Annotated in this window: 16 protein-coding genes; 15 read left to right on the top strand and 1 reads right to left on the bottom strand. The window is 43.4% G+C overall.

Going from position 1 to position 20,138, the window contains the following annotated elements; all coding sequences use genetic code 11:
- Positions 1 to 78: 78 nt before the first annotated feature.
- The 15 genes from BAU14_RS07990 (at position 79) to BAU14_RS08060 (ending at position 17,363) form a co-directional block, all read left to right on the top strand.
- Complete coding sequence (locus BAU14_RS07990) at positions 79 to 582, top strand: DUF5590 domain-containing protein (protein WP_161899562.1); 504 nt, start codon at positions 79 to 81, stop codon at positions 580 to 582.
- A 50-nt stretch (positions 583 to 632) separates the two neighbouring features.
- Positions 633 to 1,823, top strand: a complete 1,191-nt coding sequence (locus BAU14_RS07995; protein ID WP_161899879.1) for a pyridoxal phosphate-dependent aminotransferase — start codon at positions 633 to 635, stop codon at positions 1,821 to 1,823.
- Between the two features lie 284 nt (positions 1,824 to 2,107).
- Positions 2,108 to 3,406, top strand: coding sequence for an asparagine--tRNA ligase (gene asnS / locus BAU14_RS08000; protein WP_161899563.1), 1,299 nt, complete (start codon positions 2,108 to 2,110; stop codon positions 3,404 to 3,406).
- 328 nt (positions 3,407 to 3,734) lie between these two features.
- Positions 3,735 to 4,895, top strand: a complete 1,161-nt coding sequence (locus BAU14_RS08005; protein ID WP_161899564.1) for an EpaQ family protein — start codon at positions 3,735 to 3,737, stop codon at positions 4,893 to 4,895.
- A 36-nt stretch (positions 4,896 to 4,931) separates the two neighbouring features.
- Entirely contained in the window at positions 4,932 to 5,705 is a 774-nt protein-coding gene (locus BAU14_RS08010; protein WP_161899565.1) for a glycosyltransferase family 2 protein, read from the top strand.
- Entirely contained in the window at positions 5,706 to 6,536 is an 831-nt protein-coding gene (locus tag BAU14_RS08015; RefSeq protein WP_161899566.1) for a glycosyltransferase, read from the top strand.
- Positions 6,533 to 7,240: a glycosyltransferase family 2 protein gene (locus tag BAU14_RS08020; protein WP_161899567.1), complete on the top strand. Its 708-nt coding sequence runs from the start codon at positions 6,533 to 6,535 to the stop codon at positions 7,238 to 7,240. The genes BAU14_RS08015 and BAU14_RS08020 overlap by 4 nt, the downstream gene beginning before the upstream one ends.
- 139 nt (positions 7,241 to 7,379) lie before the next feature.
- A complete protein-coding gene (rfbA, locus tag BAU14_RS08025) occupies positions 7,380 to 8,246 on the top strand; it encodes a glucose-1-phosphate thymidylyltransferase RfbA (RefSeq protein ID WP_161899568.1) in 867 nt (288 codons plus the stop codon).
- 5 nt (positions 8,247 to 8,251) lie between these two features.
- Positions 8,252 to 8,833: a dTDP-4-dehydrorhamnose 3,5-epimerase gene (rfbC, locus tag BAU14_RS08030; RefSeq protein ID WP_161899569.1), complete on the top strand. Its 582-nt coding sequence runs from the start codon at positions 8,252 to 8,254 to the stop codon at positions 8,831 to 8,833.
- Between the two features lie 91 nt (positions 8,834 to 8,924).
- Complete coding sequence (gene rfbB, locus BAU14_RS08035) at positions 8,925 to 9,953, top strand: dTDP-glucose 4,6-dehydratase (protein WP_161899570.1); 1,029 nt, start codon at positions 8,925 to 8,927, stop codon at positions 9,951 to 9,953.
- A 127-nt stretch (positions 9,954 to 10,080) separates the two neighbouring features.
- Positions 10,081 to 10,941, top strand: a complete 861-nt coding sequence (gene rfbD, locus BAU14_RS08040; RefSeq protein WP_161899571.1) for a dTDP-4-dehydrorhamnose reductase — start codon at positions 10,081 to 10,083, stop codon at positions 10,939 to 10,941.
- A 79-nt stretch (positions 10,942 to 11,020) separates the two neighbouring features.
- Complete coding sequence (locus BAU14_RS08045; RefSeq protein WP_161899572.1) at positions 11,021 to 11,818, top strand: ABC transporter permease; 798 nt, start codon at positions 11,021 to 11,023, stop codon at positions 11,816 to 11,818.
- Positions 11,818 to 13,026 carry an ABC transporter ATP-binding protein gene (locus BAU14_RS08050; protein WP_161899573.1) on the top strand — a complete coding sequence of 403 codons (1,209 nt, stop codon included), beginning with the start codon at positions 11,818 to 11,820 and terminating at the stop codon, positions 13,024 to 13,026. The genes BAU14_RS08045 and BAU14_RS08050 overlap by 1 nt, the downstream gene beginning before the upstream one ends.
- Before the next feature lie 60 nt (positions 13,027 to 13,086).
- Positions 13,087 to 16,101 carry a rhamnan synthesis F family protein gene (locus BAU14_RS08055; protein ID WP_202622185.1) on the top strand — a complete coding sequence of 1,005 codons (3,015 nt, stop codon included), beginning with the start codon at positions 13,087 to 13,089 and terminating at the stop codon, positions 16,099 to 16,101.
- Complete coding sequence (locus BAU14_RS08060; protein ID WP_161899574.1) at positions 16,098 to 17,363, top strand: glycosyltransferase family 4 protein; 1,266 nt, start codon at positions 16,098 to 16,100, stop codon at positions 17,361 to 17,363. The genes BAU14_RS08055 and BAU14_RS08060 overlap by 4 nt, the downstream gene beginning before the upstream one ends.
- Before the next feature lie 67 nt (positions 17,364 to 17,430).
- Here BAU14_RS08060 and BAU14_RS08065 read toward each other — a convergent pair whose 3' ends face one another.
- Complete coding sequence (locus tag BAU14_RS08065) at positions 17,431 to 19,986, bottom strand: L,D-transpeptidase family protein (RefSeq protein ID WP_161899575.1); 2,556 nt, start codon at positions 19,984 to 19,986, stop codon at positions 17,431 to 17,433.
- Between the last annotated feature and the right edge of the window lie 152 nt (positions 19,987 to 20,138).

The raw sequence follows: 20,138 nt of genomic DNA on the forward strand, positions 1-20,138 counted from the left end.
AAAAGCGTTTGAAGACGTCATACTCAGTATGGAATGTTCGTCTTCTACCAGCTGGTTTGCAAAGTCAGGAGTGACATTATGGAAACAAGCAGCAAAAAAGGACATCGTTTAGAATGGATTCTGTTGGTAGTAACACTGGTGTTGGTATTTGTAATCATTGGATTTGTTTCGCTGTTTTACCGTAGCAGCCGACCTTTGGCACAGGCAAAAGACGAAGCAACGACGATGGCTAAAAAATATGCTGATCTGGACACAGTGGACGAATTTTACTGGTTCACTCGTGAGAAAACCTATTTCAGTCTCTTAGGAAAAGATAAAAATGGTTCAAAAATTGCGGTTATCATGCCGAAAGACGGCGATAAAATCAAAGTTTTGAATCAAAAAGATGGCATTACCGAGCTGCAGGCACTACAAAAAGCGGCACAAGCATATCCTGATGAACAGGTGATGAAGGCCAGCCTGGGAATGTTTGACGAAAAACCTGTCTGGGAGGTTACGAGTGAATCTGGAGATGGCGCAGTAAACTTTTTATTGCTGTCTTATGAAGAGGGTAAAGAAATCAAAAAAATCAGCAATATTTGATTACGAGTATGTAATCAGTTTTGGACAAATAAAAGGAAGCGGGTATGTATATGAAGTTATCGCAACGGGCACAGAAATTGGAACCATCTGTCACTTTGGCAGCAGCAGCCAAAGCCAAGCAACTAAAGTCTGAAGGCTACGATGTGTTGAGTTTGACTGTTGGAGAACCGGATTTTCCAACACCGGTGAACATCCAGGATGCTGCGATTACTTCGATTCGTAGTGGCGAAGCCAGCTACTATACACAAGCCGCTGGTATTCCTGAGTTGCGCCGGGCAGTCGTTGATTATATGAAAAAATATTATGGAATCGACTATCAGATTGAAGAAACCATCGTAACTGATGGTGCAAAATTTGCGCTTTATGCGTTATTTCAAACAATTTTGGATGCCGGAGATGAAGTCATCATTCCAGTTCCGTATTGGGTGAGCTATGCTGAGCAGATCAAACTGGCAGAAGGAATTCCAGTTTTTGTAGAGGCTGCGATGGAAAATGATTTCAAAGTGACTGTTGCGCAGTTGGAAGCTGCCAGAACGAATAAAACAGTAGCCATGCTGTTGAACTCACCATCTAATCCGACAGGAATGATTTACACAAAAGATGAATTGCGGGCTATTGGAGAATGGGCGGTAGCAAATGGTATTTTGATTATTGCAGACGATATTTACGGACGGCTGGTCTACAACGGCAATCATTTCACGCCAATCGCGTCCATAAGTAAAGAAATCCGCAAAAATACATTGGTAATTAACGGTGTTTCCAAAACTTATTCCATGACCGGCTGGCGCATTGGCTTTGCCATTGGGAACAAGGAAATCATCGCGGCAATGGCGAAGATCACCTCTCAATCCACAAGCAATCCCACCGCAGCCAGTCAGTATGCAGCTTTGGAAGCTCTGACAGGCGAGCAGGATTCTGTGGAAGACATGCGCTTGGCTTTTGAAGAACGACTGAACAAGTTGTATCCCTTGGTTGCGGCGATTCCCGGAGTGAAACTCACCAAACCACAAGGCGCCTTTTATCTCTTCCCTAATGTTAAGGGAACCATGGAACTGTGTGGCTATAGCAAGGTTACTACTTTTGTCAATGACTTGTTAGAAGAAGCTCACGTTGCGACGGTTACCGGGGCAGGGTTTGGTGCACCGGAGAATCTGCGTATCAGCTATGCAGCCGACTGGCAAACTTTAGAAGAAGCAGTCAAACGAATCAATGCATTTGTTGAAGAAAAACGGATTCGTTAAGCTTCTAAGCAACTTTTTTGAAAACCAAGTGGACGTATAAGCTGTCTGACTGTTGGCATCTGATCCAAGTGACCTGCATGAGATGATTCATGTTGGTTACGGATTTGAAATCACCAACAGTTAGACAGCTTTTTTTGATTAACAGCCACCTATTTAAGATGCTTAAAATACAAATAACGGGAGACGATTCTTTTGAAAGCTGATAAATAAACGGTTGGTTGTTGAAAAATCCCTTATAAAAGATTAAAATCAGTTTTGATAACAAAAAGACAGGAGAGACAACTGTGGAACAAATTCAAATTATTGATGCAAAAAACCACGTAGGACAAACCGTTCAGCTCGGTGCCTGGGTTGCCAACAAGCGTTCAAGCGGCAAAATCGCTTTTTTACAGCTGCGGGATGGTACGGCGTATTTTCAAGGAATCGTTGTAAAAAGCGAAGTTCCAGAAGAAGTGTTCCAATTGGCTAAAAACCTGAATCAAGAAACAGCGGTTTTGATTACCGGTGAGATTCGGGAAGATAGTCGTTCCAAATTCGGCTATGAGATTGGAATCAATGGCATTGAAGTGGTGGGAGAAAGTCATGATTACCCTATCACACCGAAAGAACACGGAACGGACTTTTTGATGGATCATCGTCATTTGTGGTTGCGTTCTTCGAAACAACATGCAATCATGCAGATTCGAAACGAGTTAATCCGTGCCACCTATGAATTTTTCAACAACCATGGCTTCATTAAAATTGATCCGCCGATTTTGACAGGGTCAGCACCAGAGGGAACAACTGATTTGTTCGAGACCAACTACTTCGATCAAAAAGCCTATTTGTCACAATCTGGTCAGCTGTACATGGAAGCTGCCGCAATGGCTTTTGGAAAAGTCTTTTCATTCGGACCGACTTTCCGTGCTGAAAAATCCAAGACTCGTCGTCATCTGATTGAATTTTGGATGATTGAACCAGAAATGGCATTTACACATCAAGAAGAAAGTTTGGAAGTGCAAGAACAGTATGTTGCGTATCTGGTTCAAAGCGTACTGGATAACTGTGACTACGCATTACACGTCCTTGGTCGTGACCGAGAAGTTTTGGAAAAATACACCAAGCTGCCTTATCCACGTATTTCATATGATGATGCTGTAGAACTATTGAAGAAAAATGGTTTTGATGATATTGAGTGGGGGGACGACTTCGGCTCTCCTCATGAAACGTTTATTGCCAATTCCTTTGACCAGCCGGTATTCATTTTGAATTATCCAAAAGCAATCAAACCGTTTTACATGAAGCCTCATCCAACTAGAGACGACGTTGTGATCTGCGCCGATATGATTGCCCCTGAAGGCTATGGGGAAATCATCGGTGGCAGTGAACGGGCGACAGATTACGAATACTTATTGGAAGAAATTCAAAAGCACGGCTTAGACGAAAATGAATACTCTTGGTATTTGGATCTGCGGAAATACGGCTCTGTGCCGCATGCAGGTTTTGGCCTTGGGTTGGAGCGGACAGTAACTTGGCTTGCAGGTATTGAACACGTCCGAGAAGCTATTCCCTTCCCACGTCTGTTAAACCGGATCTATCCTTAATAAAATCATAAACTTTGAACAGCAATGAGGGTTTCAGTCTCATTGCTGTTTTTTTATTTAATGAGTCCCGGATAATTGGCGAATTGGCGGAGAAGCGGTCTTCTGGGGATTTTCTGAAAGGGGCACTTGGCACGGGTGTCATCTTTCAAAGGGGACAGATAACATAAAAAGGTTGTGAAAAGTTAAAAGGAAAGCGGATTTTTGAAGCGGAGGGCAGCAGAGTCACAGCAAAAAATAATGTTTTCTCAAACTTGCCGGACAGGGGCAGAGTTTTATTGTATACTAGGTTGTATTGAAAAGACGCGTATTGCAGGAGTGAAGAAGGGTTATGGAAAAAGTCATTCATCGGATCAGCTCATTATTGATTTTGTTTACTATTGGAGTCTCTTACAGTTTCTGGTTATTAGGAATCAATCACAAATTGGTCCAACCTGTTTTCAGCGATTCGGCCTATTGGTTGGGTGGTCTGATGCTGGTGGTGGTTTTGTTAAACGTCCGAAAGCTTCAAAGAGGCGACTGGGCCTTATTGGCATTGGCAGCAGCGAACGTCCTATTGAATCTCTATACGGCTGGATATCGGCATGCGGAGACCTTGGACATGTCAATTATTCCAAGTGTGATAGTGCTGTTTGTAATGGCTTGTAAAATGACACCCTTTGATAAGCTTGATCAAGAGTTGTTGTTGTTTATTTCTGTCAGCATTATGGGGCTGAATCTGTTTCGACTCTTTAAACACTTATACAATGCAGAATTATTGCATAACTTCTTCACGTTAGATAATTCTTTGAAAGAAATCTGGATCAATGTCAATGTTATCGGTGCAGTTCTTTTGTTCTGTACGATAACTTCCGCCATAATGATCAAATCACTAGGTATAAAACACAGCGTCATCTTTACTGGCATCCTATATCTTTTGGGGCTGTTGGGGACTTGGGGCTGCCAATCACGCACTTCATTTCTAATTTTGTTGGCATTTATGATTTTAGACACATTGTTGCCTAAAAAGATGCTGAGTAAGCGACGTTTTTGGCTCTGGGGATTTTCACTGATTTTTATTTTGGCACCGATTATTACGTATTGGATTGCCGATTCTGAGACAATCAATGTCTTTACTGGACGTGAAGATATTTGGCGGGCTTTTTTCAATCAGTGGTTACAAGAACCTCAGGCGATTTTGGCAGGACAGAAGCCGTTTCTTTATGGGCGTCATTTGCTGAGCACCCATAATAGTTATTTATACTTGCTGTGTAATTTCGGAATCCTTGGGTATCTCTTCTTGAATTCCGGACTGAGTTATTATATTTTAAAGTTGAAGAACAAAGCAGTAGCACTTACCGACTGTCAAATCAGCTGTCTAATCGCCTTCTTCCTGGTGTTGGGCTACTGTTTCATGGAAGATAGTCTGATGGTCGTTCAATGGGTGCCGGTCATGTTCAGTTTCTTGGGTTTTGCGGCAGCTTCTGCCAAACAAAAAAATACAATGATCTGACGGCAGTCGCCAATTCAGATGTTTAGGACTGTAGTGATGGATAAAATTATTATTAGTATAGTGACATATAACAGCAAAGATATTTTCTTAACTTTGGATAAGCTGCAAGAAGAACTGATCCCTAGTGGCGCATACGAAGTGGTAATTTATGACAATGGCTCTGAAGCCGACTATCGGAAAAAACTGGCAACTTATCCTTTTGTCAGACTGATTGAGTCTGGCGAAAATCGGGGATTTGGTTATGGTCACAACCGGGTCTTGCTGACCGCTGAAAATCGCTATGGGATTATTTGCAACCCAGATATTTTGGTGGCTGAAAAAGATGTTTCACTGATGGTGGATAAAATCAAAGCACAGGACCTTGCCGCAGTTTGTCCCAAAGTCTTGAATGGGGATGGCAGCACCCAATACCTGGTGCGGCATCGTTTGGCTGTTTTCGATTATTTTCTGCGCTTTGTTTCCATTGGCTTTTTGAATCGACTCTTCAATAAACGCTTGGCAGATTTTGAATGTCGTAGTTTGCCAGACGACCAAGACAGTTATATCAAAATGGGTTCTGGCTGTTTTATGTTGGTGGAACTTGAGAAGTTTAAAGAGATTGGCGGATTTGATGAACGCTTCTTCATGTATTTTGAAGACAATGATTTGTGCCTGCGTTTTGGCAAGAACGGGGACAAAATTTTATATACTCCGGAAGCCAACGTGACTCATTTGTACGGGAAAGGGGCCCACAAGAGTTTTCGGCTGTTCCGAATCTTCATGTCATCCATGGGTAAATTTTTTGGAAAATGGGGATGGAGGTTTTTCTAAATGATGAATCGGCTGTTTATAGTGGTGGTTCTGTACCGGCAACGGTGGCGGGAGTCACCACTTTTACCTGTTTTAGAAGACTTTTGCCAAAAAGGACAGGGCAGTTTGTTACTCTACGACAACAGCCCACTCCCACAAACAGATCCTTTCTTTGCTACAAGAGGTGTGCATTATATTCACGACAAGAAAAATGCTGGCTTGGCTGTCGCCTATAATAAAGCAATCGAATTGGCAGGTTCCAAACATGATCGCTTGTTGCTGTTGGATCAGGATACGCAGTTGACAGCGGCCTATCTGGCGGAAGTACGCTTGTGGCCCTTTGATGAGTCGGTGCCGGTGATTGTCCCAAGACTTTTTGCTGATAAACGGCAACTGTCGCCGCTGTTGGCTTCTGGATATATCGGGCGAAAAACACTTCCAGCAACCCCTGGTGAGCATCGAGAACCAGTGATGGCCGTAAATTCCGGCTGTGGGATTTCATTGGAATATTTGCGAGGCATTGGCGGATTCAATGAGGCGTTTCCACTAGATTTTTTGGATCATTGGTTTTTCTTCCGCCTATCTGAGGAAAAAAAAGGTGTTCAAGTCTCACAGGAAAAAATGGCTCATGCGCTTTCTGTATTGAATTATCAAAATATCACAGAGACACGTTATCAGTCGATTCTTGCCGGAGAAAGTCTGTTTTATGCCAAATATGACAGAGCAAACAGGAGACGGCATCATCGACAGCTTCTTTTGCGGACAATCAAGCAGTTTATTCAAGTCAAGGATCGGCAGATTTGGAAAATGACTTGGCAAGAGTATTGGAAGATGAGGAGGGAGCGCAATTGATATCTGTTTGCATGGCGACGTATAATGGCGCCGCCTATTTGCGTGAACAGCTGGATTCGATTTTAGTTCAACTGGAAGAAACAGATGAGCTCATCGTCTCTGATGACGGTTCAACAGATGAAACGGTGGCGATATTGGCTTCCTATGCTGCCAAAGACCCCCGCATTCAAGTGTTAAAAGGTCCGGGAAAAGGACTGATTAAAAATTTCGAGTATGGCATTCGGCATACGAGGGGAGAACTGGTCTTTTTGGCGGACCAAGATGATGTTTGGTTGCCGGAAAAAGTTGCCAAGATCAAGGCGGTTTTTGCTGAAAATCCGGCTGTCGATGTGGTGGTTTCAGATCTGTCTGTTACAGATGAGCAGCTGAAAGTACAACATGCTTCTTACTTTCAATTAAAAAAGGTCAAGACTGGTTTTTGGCGTAACGTCTGGCGCAATGGGTATATCGGTGCGGGGATGGCCTTTCGCAGTCGGTTAAAAGAAAAAATCTTACCCTTCCCTGATAAAATTCCGATGCATGACATGTGGATTGGCTTATTGGCGGGAAACAAGTTGCGTCTGTTACCGGAGTCGCTGACTTTGTATCGGAGACACGGCAATAATTCAAGTGAATTGGCTAGCAGCACCAGTTTCCGTCAAAAGCTTGTGTGGCGGGGGAATTTATTGATGTCTTTAAGGAGCAGAATCAGAACAAGAAGATAAGAGTACAAGTTTTTGGTTTTTAACTTTGGTCTTTTGTGAGATAATACATGTTGCGGGTTTTTATTTTGCACCGGTAATGTTTGAGGCAATAGAGACTACGCAAAGCAATCTATCACCTAATAGAAATGAGGAATCTGCCATGAAAGGTATTATTTTAGCTGGTGGCTCAGGAACACGTTTGTATCCTTTGACTAAAGCGACTTCTAAACAGCTGATGCCCATCTATGATAAACCGATGATCTATTACCCAATGTCCGTTTTGATGTTGGCGGGAATCCGTGACATCCTAATTATTTCAACGCCGCAGGATACGCCGCGGTTTGAAGATCTGTTTGGCGACGGCAGTGATTTGGGCCTATCCATTGAATACGCAGTACAGCCTAGTCCAGATGGTCTGGCACAGGCATTTCTGATTGGCGAAGAATTTATCGGAAAAGACAGCGTTTGTCTAATTTTAGGTGACAATATCTATTACGGTGGTGGCCTATCTAAGCTGTTGCAGCGCTCTGCGGCTAAAGCAGATGGGGCGACAGTTTTCGGTTATCACGTCAATGATCCAGAACGCTTTGGCGTCGTTGAATTTGACGAGAAGATGCAGGCAGTTTCCATTGAAGAAAAGCCGGAAGAACCGAAGTCAAACTATGCAGTGACTGGTCTGTATTTTTACGATAATGAGGTTGTTGAAATCGCCAAAAATATCAAGCCCTCTGCCAGAGGAGAACTTGAAATCACAGACGTCAATCAAGCCTATTTGGAAAAAGGTAAGTTGGCTGTGGAAGTCATGGGCCGTGGCTTTGCTTGGTTAGATACCGGTACCCATGAATCACTCTTGGAAGCCTCCAGTTTTATCGCAACGATTGAACGGCGTCAAAATTTGAAAGTTGCCTGTTTGGAAGAAATTGCCTATCGCATGGGCTATATCGACCGAGAAAAGTTAATCCAATTGGCGCAACCTCTGAAAAAAAATCAATACGGACAGTATATGCTCCGTTTAGCAGGTGAGTAAAACAAATGGGGAAAATCAAAATAACTAAAACAACTTTACAAGATGCACTGATTGTAGAACCGCAGATCTTTGGAGATCACCGGGGGTTCTTCACAGAGAGTTATTCCGAAGCGGACTTTAAAGCCGCTGGCATCCAGCACGATTTTATACAAGACAATCATTCCCTGTCTACACAAGCAGGTGTGATTCGCGGCCTGCACTTTCAAATGGGTGAGTCGGCTCAAACAAAATTGGTGCGGGTGGTTACTGGCGCTTTGTTGGATGTGATTGTCGATTTGCGTAAGGGCAGCCCAACCTATGGCAAATGGGAAAGTTTTATCCTTTCAGAAGCAAATCAACGACAATTATTAGTGCCACGAGGGTTTGCTCATGGGTTTGTGACGCTGACAACGAATGTCAATTTCTTATATAAATGTGATCGTTACTACGACGCCAAAGCTGACGCAGGCATTGCTTTTGATGATCCTACATTAGCCGTCGACTGGCCGCTGGATATCAGCAAAGCTATCTTATCGGAAAAAGACCAAAATCATCCGAGTTTTAAAGAGTTTGAGAAAGAGAATCCTTTTATTTACGGAGAAATCTGACAGAGGTGGGGTTCTAATCGTTGTCAGATATGCTACTTACTTGAGTCGCAAGTGTCTTTGTGACCAGCATTATGTTTAGGGAGTGTGATCTATGAAGAATATTATTGTAACCGGGGGCGCCGGCTTTATCGGTTCTAATTTTGTCCATTATGTTGTGAAACATCATCCAGAAGTCCACGTCACGGTATTGGATAAGCTAACCTATGCCGGAAATCGGGAAAACTTAGCAGGATTACCAACTGATCGAGTAAAATTAGTGGTGGGAGATATTGCGGATGCACAATTGGTTAATTCTCTAGTAGCTGAAGCCGATGCCGTTGTGCATTATGCGGCTGAGTCTCACAATGACAATTCGTTACAAGACCCATCTCCTTTTATTCAGACGAATCTGGTAGGCACCTTCACTCTTTTAGAAGCTTGTCGACTAAAGGGTGTCCGCTTCCATCACGTTTCAACGGATGAAGTCTACGGTGATCTGCCTTTGCGAGAAGATTTACCGGGGCATGGAGAGGGACCTGGTGAGAAGTTCACCGACCACACACCTTATAATCCTTCTAGCCCATATTCGGCTTCAAAAGCGGGATCAGATCTGTTAGTACGGGCCTGGGTGCGTTCATTCGGTCTGCAAGCGACCATTTCCAACTGTTCAAACAATTATGGTCCTTACCAACATATTGAAAAATTTATTCCCCGCCAGATTACGAATATTTTAAGCGGTGAACGGCCTAAACTGTATGGAGATGGAAAGAATGTTCGCGATTGGATCCATACCGAGGATCATTCAGCAGCGGTTTGGTTGATCTTAACAAAAGGAACCATTGGTGAAACCTATCTGATTGGTGCGGATGGTGAGAAAGACAACAAAACAGTGTTGGAGTTGATCTTACGTCTGATGGGAAAAGATGCTCAAGACTATGATCACGTCAACGATCGTCCCGGACACGATTTGCGCTATGCGATTGATGCCACTAAACTGAAAGAAGAACTCGGGTGGCAACCTCAGTTTACCAACTTTGAGGAAGGTCTGGCAGACACTATTGATTGGTATATGAACAATCGCGAATGGTGGCAAGCAGAAAAAGCAGCGGTTGAAGCAAAATATGCGGAAAACGGGCAATAAATAGCATTGAAGCAATCATAAAAAAGACAGCTAAGGCAGGTGCGTACCTGCCTTTTTCAAAGGGCATAAACTTTGTAGGAAGTTGAAAAGCGCTCTTTGCAAAGGCGGCAAGAACGGAGGAACAAAGATGATTTTGATTACCGGCGGAAATGGCCAATTGGGGACTGAACTAAGAAAGCTGTTGGATGAACAGCAAGTGACCTATGTGTCCACTGATTCTTCAGAAATGGATATCACGGATGCCAAACAGACGCGCCAGGTTATTGAAGAGCTTAAGCCTGAAGTGATCTATCACTGTGCTGCGTATACCGCAGTTGATAAAGCGGAAGAGGAAAGTAAGGCGTTGGATGAATTGATCAACGTTGACGGCACTCGCAATGTCGCTGAAGCCGCAAAAGCAGTAGGCGCGACCTTGGTTTATATCAGCACTGATTATGTTTTTGACGGAGCCAAAAAAGAGCATACGTATAAAGAATCTGATACTCCGGCACCGCTGAACGAATATGGCCGCACCAAACTGCTGGGAGAACAAGCAGTGGCAGCTATCATGGATAATTATTATATTATTCGAACATCCTGGGTTTTCGGAAATTATGGCAATAATTTCGTCTTTACCATGCAGCGCTTGGCAAAAAGCCACTCCAAGCTGACTGTTGTCAATGATCAATTTGGCCGTCCTACTTGGACCCGGACATTGGCAGAATTCATGACATTCGTTGTTCAAGAGCAAGCGCCCTTTGGAATTTACCATTTGTCCAACGAAGGTTCCTGCAGCTGGTATGAATTTGCTAAGGAAATCTTGAAAGATACCACAGTGGAAGTAGCTCCGGTGACTTCTGCGGAATATCCGCAAAAAGCGCGCCGCCCTCAGTATTCAGTGATGGACTTAAGCAAGGCGGAGGCACTGGGATTTGTGATTCCAACTTGGCAGACAGCTTTATCTGAAATGTTATCTGAAAGTAAAGCTGACGTTACAAAGGTTGAGTAAGAGCCGGTTGTCCGGTATAATCTTTCCATAATAATCTGGCGGCTGGTGGACAGTCTGCCGGATCCAACAGGAGAAAAGCATGTTTGAACGAAAAAATCTGATCCTACTGAAAGAATTAGTTAAAACTGACTTTAAGCTGCGTTACCAGGGAAGTGCCATCGGTTATATCTGGTCGGTGTTGAAACCTTTGATGCTGTTTGCGGTCATGTATGTCGTCTTCATTAAATTTTTGCGTTTCGGCGCGGACGTCCCGCACTTTGCCATTGCGTTGTTGTTGGGGATGGTCTTATGGAATTTCTTTGTGGAGACTACCAATATGGGAATGATGGCGATTGTAAATCGAGGAGATCTGATCCGCAAGCTTAGTTTCCCAACAGAGATTATCGTCTTGTCGGTCTCACTGAATGCACTGATTAACCTTTTGATTAGTCTGGTGATCGTTTTTATTTTCGGTTTGATTAATGGAGTTACAATTTCTCCGTTAGCTATCGTGTCACCGTTGTTGCTGATAGAACTCTACGCGTTGGCGTTAGGTGTGGCTTTTATTCTAGCCACCATCTATGTACGTTTTCGTGATATTGGTCCAATCTGGGAAGTCATCTTGCAGATTGGCATGTATGCCACGCCTTTGATTTATCCGGTAACAATGGTGCTTAATCAAAGTCGTTTGATTGGACAGCTTCTTTTGTTCAATCCAATGGCGCAGATTATTCAGGATATGCGTCATTTATTGACCAGTCCAGCCAATTTGACGATTTGGCAGCTGGTGGATCAAAAGTGGCTGGCGATTATTCCTTATCTGCTGCCGTTTGTGATCTTACTTATCGGCTATCGTTACTTTAAGAAAAATGCCAAAAAATTTGCGGAGATTATCTAATGAAAGAAACAGCAGTAAGTATCAAAAATGTCAGCAAGGCCTTTAAATTGCCTACTGAGAGCACCAATAGTCTCAAACGCCTGGTCATCAACACAGTAAAAGGGATCAAGGGCTATAAAGAGCAGCAAGTGTTGAAAGATATTTCCTTTGATGTCTACAAAGGCGATTTTTTCGGGGTTGTTGGCCGTAACGGCAGCGGGAAATCTACGCTATTGAAGATTATCAGTCAAATCTATTGGCCGGAAAATGGGACTGTTGAAATTGACGGCCGTTTGGTTTCATTTATCGAGCTGGGGGTGGGTTTTAATCCTGAGCTGACTGGACGGGAAAACGTCTATCTAAATGGTGCCATGTTGGGCTTTTCTGAAAAAGAAATCGATGGAATGTATGAGGATATTGTCAGTTTCGCCGAGCTTTCAGAATTTATGAATCAGAAGCTGAAAAACTACTCAAGTGGGATGCAGGTCCGTTTGGCATTCTCTGTTGCTATTCAGGCCAAGAGTGATATTTTGGTATTGGATGAAGTCTTAGCGGTGGGAGATGAAGCGTTTCAGCGGAAATGTAACGATTATTTCATGCAAGCTCGAGCCGAGAAAAAGACCATTATTCTGGTAACTCATTCGATGGAAGCCGTGCGTAAGTATTGCAACCGAGCGGTGATGATCGACAAGGGAAAAGTCAAGGTATTGGGAACGCCGGATGAAGTGGCCAACCAGTATTCATTGGATAACGTTGTTCAAGCCGGAGCTGAGGTATTGGATGCTGCAAAAAACGAGTCGGATCGCCAATTGTCCAGCGTAGAAAATGTCAACGTGCGGCTGTTGTCCTCGGAAATACTGACTGGTGAAAATCGTACCGTTGATTTTGAAGTGAGCTACGATGTCATGCAGGATATCACAACCTATCTGGCCTTTTCACTGACAGACATCGACCGCAGCTTCTGGATGTATAACGACAATTCTCAGGAACAAATGCTTAAAGGTACGGGGCATAAAACGATGCGTTATCGTTGTGAGTTGAAGGGTATCAATTCATGTAAACTGGCTTTGACGGTCTCTGTCAGAGACGATGCACAGCGACCATTAGCTTTTAATCGTCCGGACAATTCACCGGTAATTATTGTTTCGCCAGATGAAACTCTGAATGCCAGCCGACGAGACGCCGCCAGTGGTGTCCTTACCGCTAACGGAATTTGGGAAGTCGGATAATTTGGCAAATCTGTCCTACTAAAGAAGTACTAAAAAATCGAAACAGATAAGAGGGAAATTATGAAGCAGGTTTCTGTTATTGTGACTTGTTACAATCATGAAAAATATATCAGACAATGCCTGACTAGCATTTTCAAACAAACTTATCCGGCCATTCGATTGGCTGTCATCGATGACGGTTCAACTGACGGTTCTAGGGCGATCATCCAAGAGGTTCTTGGCCGGTCGCCTTTTTCCAATACAGTCTTTTTACAGCAGGAGAATGCCGGTGTTTGTGCGGTTCGCAATCGGGGTTTAGCAGAGACAACCGGGGACTTTGTGCTCTTTATCGACAGCGACGATTACTTACCACAAGATTACGTGCAGCGCTTAGTAGAAAAAGCCGAAGCGACGGCTGCTGACATCGTTTACGGAAATCTATGGGATTTCAATGAGGATAAATTTTACGTTGAAAGTCACGCGTTTGAACTGATTTCTTTTTTACAGAGCAATTACATCAATAATTCCTCCTTGTTGAGAAGAAGCGTGATCAAAGAAACCCGTTACGATATGGCATTGAACCGCCAGTTTTTGGAAGACTGGGACTTTTTGATGACGCTGATTTTGGAAAACGGCGCAAAACCAGTCTATGCCCCAGAAGTCAAACTCAATTATCGTATCTTGCCGGATTCGATTTCCAGAAGAGACGGACATACCCAACGCAAAAGCTTTTACGATGTCTATTTTTATCTGTTAAAAAAACATGTGCCTAAATGGAAAGATGAGATTTTTACGGCGCTGGAAAACAATACCATGTTGTTGGAAGATCGTTTGGTTGAGTTGACAGACCACCTTGAAGAAGTCACCGACTATGTCAAATCCCTTGAAGGAAAATTGACTGGGGATCCGGCTAATCAATCACCAGAAGCTGAAGTTAAGCGCCTCAACACGGAAATCCAGCGACTCCAAGGAGAACAGGTCGCACTGCTGCATTCCCGGTCTTATCGCATGGGCAATGCGATCATTCGTCCGGCAAAATATGCCTTGAAGGTTGTCCGAAATCCTCGTGCTGCAAAACCCCTCGTCAAAAGAGTTCTATCACGAATGAAACGGACGGCACGAAAAATTCCTTCGCCGATGCGCTATCTCTATCGACCTTATCGCAGTTTAGCTAGAAGTAAAAACAACTATACTGATCCTAAGCGTCAGTTAATCTATGTGATTTATGAAGAGCAACCGCAATTGCAAACATACAAGCTGCTTTTTCTTGAAGGTTTGGCCGACTTTTGCGCGGATATTTTAATTGTCGTCAATGGCGAGCTTCCCCAAAGAGATATAGATAAATTGGCAACCTATGGCCAGGTGCGTTGTCGGGAAAACAGTGGTTATGACACAGCTGCATTTCGTGAGGGAATTCTCTTTTTAGGAAAAGAACAGTTGGCCACGTATGATCAGCTGCTGCTGGTCAATGACACCAATGTTGGTCCTTTTGGAAATCTTCAGCAAGTTTTTTCCAAGATGGCTGCCCGCCGTTTAGATTTTTGGGGAATCTCCTATGGGGAAGAGCAATCAGATATTACCGGTTACAACAAATATGGCTATATTCCGTTACACTTGCAGTCTTATTTTTTAGCAATTGAACATTCATTGCTGGATAGTCCAGCCTTTTGGACTTACTGGGAACAGCTGACAGATACCAATTCACGGGAAAAAGCGATTGGTCGCCACGAGACAGTCTTTACCCGTCACTTTACTGATCTAGGCTTTAAAGCCGATGCTCTTTTGACTCACAACGCCGACAGTGCAATGTATATTCATCCTTTAACCATGTTAAAAAAAGGCATTCCACTAGTAAAATACAGTGCGTTTGCGAATTATTCGAATGAAAAGTTTTTGTGGCAAGGCCTTAAGCGCCAGACAGAAGTACCAGATTTAATCGCCTATCTTGACCAACAGACAAACTATCCGATGGCAGTGATTCACCAAATTCAGGAAGATATCCGTAAGAAAGATCAAGAGCAGTACATTTTAATCATCGATGGCGTTGAAAATCAAATTCCACAATGCACCCGCTATCGTGTTTTAAACAAAGCCGAGCAGCTGCGTTCATTAGGCTATCCAGTAAAAGTAGTGGACAATTCTAAATTCCGATTAGCCGATGCTGAAAGGGCGTTTTTGATTATTGTTTATCGCTGTGGGTATCGAGAAGTCTTAGGCCAAATGGTCACTTTAGCAAAGCAATTTGGAAAAGGCGTCCTGTATGACATCGATGATTTGGTAATCGCTACGAAATATACCGACCAGCTGGCATATACTCAAGGTCTGTCAGTCGGAGCGAAAGGCGATTATGATGCTGGAGTTATGAGCTATGGTAAAATGCTGGAACTCTGTGATGGAGCGGTGACCACTACGGCGCGTTTAAAAACAGAGCTTTCCAATTATCGTCCCTTTGTATTGATGAATCGTAATCTGGCTTCGAAAGAGCTGGTAGACATCAGTCGTCAGTTTATGAAGGACTATTCGACACCAGAAGAAAGCACGGTGAAGATTGGCTATTTTTCAGGTTCTATCACCCATAATGAAAATTTTGAGTTGGTCAAAGAGGCGCTGATTCGTTTAATGAACCGCTATTTGCATGTAGAGCTCCATATTGTGGGATACCTGGAGCTGCCCCAGGATCTGCAGCCCTTTAAAAAACGGATCATCATTCATGACTATGTAGAGTGGCATCAGTTGCCCGAATTGATCAGCCGCGTAGATATTAACTTAGCCCCACTAACTGATACCATCTTCAATCAAGCAAAATCAGAGATTAAGTGGTTGGAAGCAGCATTGGTAAAAGTTCCGACAGTCGCCAGTCGTTTGGGTTCCTTTGAAGAAATGATCAAAGACGGTCAGACTGGTTTACTGGCAAGTGATGACGAATGGGAAGAATCATTGGAGCTGCTAATCGGTAGTCGAGAATTACGGCAGCGTTTGGCAGAGGCGGCAGCTGAGGAAGTTGAAAGACAGTGTGTCACAAGCCGGCATCACGATGAGTTAACGGCGTATGTCAAGAAATGGCTTGCATCTGATGAGAAGGGGGCAGTTCAATGACACGAATATTATTTGTTTCACCTAGTGGGACCTTTGACAACGGTGCGGAGATCTCAATCTATCATCTCATGAAGCTGTTAAAAGACAATGGGCATGTCGTTTACAATGTTGCGCCAGCTTCTTTTCCTAATTTTGAAGAAGATTATCGTGCTCATTTTAAAGAAATCGACGTTCCTGTAACATTTATTCCCCGAAACAAGTGGTGGTGGGAAGAAGCGCCAGGATTGAAATACGGGACTGCTGGCGAGCGAGCAGTGGCCTACCGGGACAATATCAGTGCTTTGCGACAGCTGATCAAAGAAAAAGAAATACAAGTAGTGATTACCAATACGGTGAATATGTTTCAAGGAGCTGTCGCAGCCGCTTGTGAGGAAGTGAGTCATTTTTGGTTAATCCATGAGTTTCCGGAAAACGAGTTTGCCTATTATTTGGACAAGCTAGATTTCGTAGCTGAAAACAGCGATGCGCTGTTTGCTGTTCAAGGGGAACTGCAAAAAAAACTCCAGACACTCTTGCCATCAAAAAAGACGATTGGCAGTTTTGTGCCTTTCACCGAGGTCACGACAAAGTCATTAAAAAGTGGCAAACAACAGCGAATTGTTTCCATTGGACGTTTGACACCAGGAAAAAATCAGCTGGAGTTGTTACAGGCTTATACGAGGTTAAAAGAACCGCGGCCGGAGCTAGTTTTTATTGGCGCTTGGGATGACGATTACAAGCGAAAAGTTGACCGCTTCGTCAAAGAACAGCGCCTATCGACTGTCACCTTTACCGGGAAAAAGACAGATCCTTGGGGGGAAGTAACAGAGAGGGATCTCTGTGTTTTGCCTTCTGAGATGGAGACATTTGGTTTGGTCTACGCTGAAGCTCTGCTAAAAGGCGTACCGGTGATTTTGTCGGACAATCCCGGTCATCGCTCGGCTTTTGACTATTTTGGTGGTGGAGAGCTGTATTCTTCCGGTGATGTGGCAGAATTGACAGTGCGGATAGAAAAAAGCTTGCGGGATTTCCCATTGCTTCATCAAGAGGCGGCAAGCTTTGCGACTGTCGCCTTTGAAAAGTATCAACCCCAGCGAGTCTATCAAGAACTGTTGGAAGCTTTGGCCGTGGAACAGCTGCCACAAAAAAAAGCATTGCGTCATCTGGCAGAGGTTCTGACTTTAAATGAAGAAAAAAGCCGCTTGACCAGAACTGAAAAGCGTATGCGTCAGTTTGTTAATCGAGGATCTGCATGGCTGAAACGCCGCTTCAATAACGACTAACGCACTCAAAAAAGCGCCTGACCAATTGATTTTCATCATTGGCAGGCGCTTTTTTTGAGGGTAATGATTAGTTGACGATGCTGACTGGGGTATTGTTAGGGATATTATTGTAAAACCAAATCGAATCGGGAACGGCCATGCGGATACAGCCGTGAGAGGCGCGTTTCCCCAATTTCATCGCCTCTGGATGATAGTAGGAACCGACGCGACCAGGCCCAGTAATCGTTACGGAATGGAAAAGATAAATACCATGTCCGTGGAATGAACGGTAATAGGCCGCGCCGCCATTTGCACCCCAGAACCAAGGGCCGCGTTCTGCTTGAATCTTGAAATTGCCAAGGGGTGTAGGTGTACCCGGTAAGCCAGTGGAGCACATCATGGTGTAAATTGTGCTAGAACCAGAACGAATGTAAATTCGCTGCTTGCTAATCGAAACTTTGATATTCAGATTTTTGACATTCAAGGAAGGAAAAGGCCCCCCAGTTTGATACATGTAGAAGCTGTCTTGTACACTGTAGGTTTGGTTTGCTTTGATCCAACCTAAATCCGTGCCTGAGCCGGCCAATTCAACAAGATAGTAAGTGCCATCACTGGTGCTGGCTTCTTTGATGGCCCGAACCATGTATTTGTAGTAGTTAGATTTAGCTGCTTTTTTACTACTGCTTGGATCGGCTTTGCTGTAAAAATTACCACTCTTATTGTTGATAACCTGGTAGCGACTGATTGTTTTTGTAGAGTAAATCGTGAAAGGTGAGCCGGTAGCAGTGGCGTTGACATACCCAACCCACTTGTTGCCAGAATACAACGAGTAGTACAAGGAGCCATTAAAATGGCGATATTTTCCTTTTACAGTATACTGCTTGCCATAGTGATTATTCGTGTTGCTGCGTTTGGTTTTGAAAGCAAGGTCTTGCCAAATCGTATAATTCTTTTTGACAATTTTTCGCTGCAAGTTTTCTTTTTGCCAAGTACCGCCGCCATTTTGAGCAACAGAGGAGGACGTTGTATTGATATAGCCCACCCATTTGTTGTTTTTATCATACAGACTGTAATAGCTACTGCCGTTATAATGGTAATAGACGCCTTTTGCTTTGTAGGTCCATTGATAAGTAGCCGGTTTTTTTGCTTTCCCTTTAAAGGCAAAACTCGACCAGGTAGCATAATTTTTATTGGTAACGGTGACATACTTGTTGAAGTTTTGATAGGTTCCTTGTTTATTTTTTGAAGTGCTGACGCCACTAGCATTGATATAGCCTAACCAGTTTCCTTTATTGTCATACAAAGAATAGTAAGTGCTACCATTATAATGGTAATATTTCCCGCTGATTTTGACTGTTTTTTTAGCAAAGGAAGTGCTGGAGCCTCTTTTTTTGGAAAAATTCAGATCTTGCCAGAGGGTGTAGGTGCCTCCTTTTTTATTGGCATAAAGATTTTCTTTGTACCAAATTCCCCCCTGATTATTCGCTAATTTGGTCGCACTCGAGTTGATGATACCAGCAAAAGAACCATTTGGGCGATAGAGTTCGTAATAGATTGCGCCGTTGGAGTGGGCATATTTATATTTGGCATATAGCGTTTGTTGATAGATTTTTTTTGAAGGAGTCAGCTCTTGCCACTTGAAATTTTTCCAAACCGAATAATTCTGACTTGAAATTGAGACATATTTATTAAAGGTTAAGCGTGCTCCTTGGGCTTCGTTTGTTGTTTGCAAGGCGTTTTGACTGACAAATCCTTGACCGGAGAGCTTGTAATACACGGTTCCGTCCACATGACTTAGTTTGCCGGTGACCTTAAAAGTTCGTTGGAAAATATCTGTTGTTGTACTAGCTTTTGCGTTCAGCTCAATATTTTTCCAGACGGCAATACCTTTTGTAGTAACGGTAGCGTAGCCAGAAGCACCCAGCTCACTACCGGCTGGAAAGTTAGTGGTTTTCCCGTCTTCATCACGAATGAAGACGACAATATCACCAACTTGTAGTCGGTAGTATCTGGCACCAGCTGAAGAGGTGAGTTGACCGAGAATATTGAAAGTCTTTTGGTAAAGATCAGCGGAGTTCTCAAAAGGTAGATCCAAGTTTTCATTTTGATAGACAACTGGTTTTTGGGTAGTGACAGTAAAGTACTTGTACTCAGAAGCGACGGTCTGTTCCACGCTTTGCTGGCCAATTAGTGACTCGTCAGAAGACGCAGACGTATTTTTTGAACCTTGCTCGTTTGGAAGCGTTTGTGATGACCCGTCAGTTTCACTTTCATTGGACTTGTCAGTGTTGCTAGGATTAGTTTCATTAGGAAGTCCAGAATCAGATGGCAAACTTTCATCAGTGGAAACTTCACTGGAGCCAGAGAGTTCATTGTTTGTTTCGGTGCTGCTTTGACTGCCGGAATTCGTTCCGTCTGTTTGCGCATTTGATGCAGGTAGCGACTCGTCGGTATCCTGTTCAATATCGCCGTTAGTTTCAGCGGAATAACCAGTTCCGTTGAAAAGTGTGGTACTTTGAGAGTTTGTGAGGTCAGTTAACGAATCCTCATCACTGATTGCCGCAGCGGGCAACGGGATTGCTGTTGACAGCAATAAGATCGTCGCCGACAAAGTGGTGATTTTTTTCCAAGACAACTTTTTCATAGTATTCTCCTTTTTATCTTTATTTCCTCATAAGAATTATAGCATTTCAGCTGTGATTTTGACGACTGATATGTAGAAATGCATTTTTAGAAAAAATTCACTTGTTTTAGCGAAACTATTTAAATAAGTATGTGGCAGTTTATACTATTTAG

Origin of the sequence: Candidatus Enterococcus leclercqii (assembly GCF_009933135.1) — a bacterium.
GTDB lineage: Bacteria > Bacillota > Bacilli > Lactobacillales > Enterococcaceae > Enterococcus_C > Enterococcus_C leclercqii.

What these genes read in the sequence shown, in the direction of transcription:
- BAU14_RS07990 (WP_161899562.1), top strand. Translation starts at nt 79, where the DNA reads ATGGAAACAAGCAGCAAAAAAGGACATCGTTTAGAATGGATTCTGTTG.
- BAU14_RS07995 (WP_161899879.1), top strand. Translation starts at nt 633, where the DNA reads ATGAAGTTATCGCAACGGGCACAGAAATTGGAACCATCTGTCACTTTG.
- BAU14_RS08005 (WP_161899564.1), top strand. Translation starts at nt 3,735, where the DNA reads ATGGAAAAAGTCATTCATCGGATCAGCTCATTATTGATTTTGTTTACT.
- BAU14_RS08010 (WP_161899565.1), top strand. Translation starts at nt 4,932, where the DNA reads ATGGATAAAATTATTATTAGTATAGTGACATATAACAGCAAAGATATT.
- BAU14_RS08015 (WP_161899566.1), top strand. Translation starts at nt 5,706, where the DNA reads ATGATGAATCGGCTGTTTATAGTGGTGGTTCTGTACCGGCAACGGTGG.
- rfbA (WP_161899568.1), top strand. Translation starts at nt 7,380, where the DNA reads ATGAAAGGTATTATTTTAGCTGGTGGCTCAGGAACACGTTTGTATCCT.
- rfbC (WP_161899569.1), top strand. Translation starts at nt 8,252, where the DNA reads ATGGGGAAAATCAAAATAACTAAAACAACTTTACAAGATGCACTGATT.
- rfbB (WP_161899570.1), top strand. Translation starts at nt 8,925, where the DNA reads ATGAAGAATATTATTGTAACCGGGGGCGCCGGCTTTATCGGTTCTAAT.
- rfbD (WP_161899571.1), top strand. Translation starts at nt 10,081, where the DNA reads ATGATTTTGATTACCGGCGGAAATGGCCAATTGGGGACTGAACTAAGA.
- BAU14_RS08045 (WP_161899572.1), top strand. Translation starts at nt 11,021, where the DNA reads ATGTTTGAACGAAAAAATCTGATCCTACTGAAAGAATTAGTTAAAACT.
- BAU14_RS08050 (WP_161899573.1), top strand. Translation starts at nt 11,818, where the DNA reads ATGAAAGAAACAGCAGTAAGTATCAAAAATGTCAGCAAGGCCTTTAAA.
- BAU14_RS08055 (WP_202622185.1), top strand. Translation starts at nt 13,087, where the DNA reads ATGAAGCAGGTTTCTGTTATTGTGACTTGTTACAATCATGAAAAATAT.
- BAU14_RS08060 (WP_161899574.1), top strand. Translation starts at nt 16,098, where the DNA reads ATGACACGAATATTATTTGTTTCACCTAGTGGGACCTTTGACAACGGT.
- BAU14_RS08065 (WP_161899575.1), bottom strand. Translation starts at nt 19,986, where the DNA reads ATGAAAAAGTTGTCTTGGAAAAAAATCACCACTTTGTCGGCGACGATC.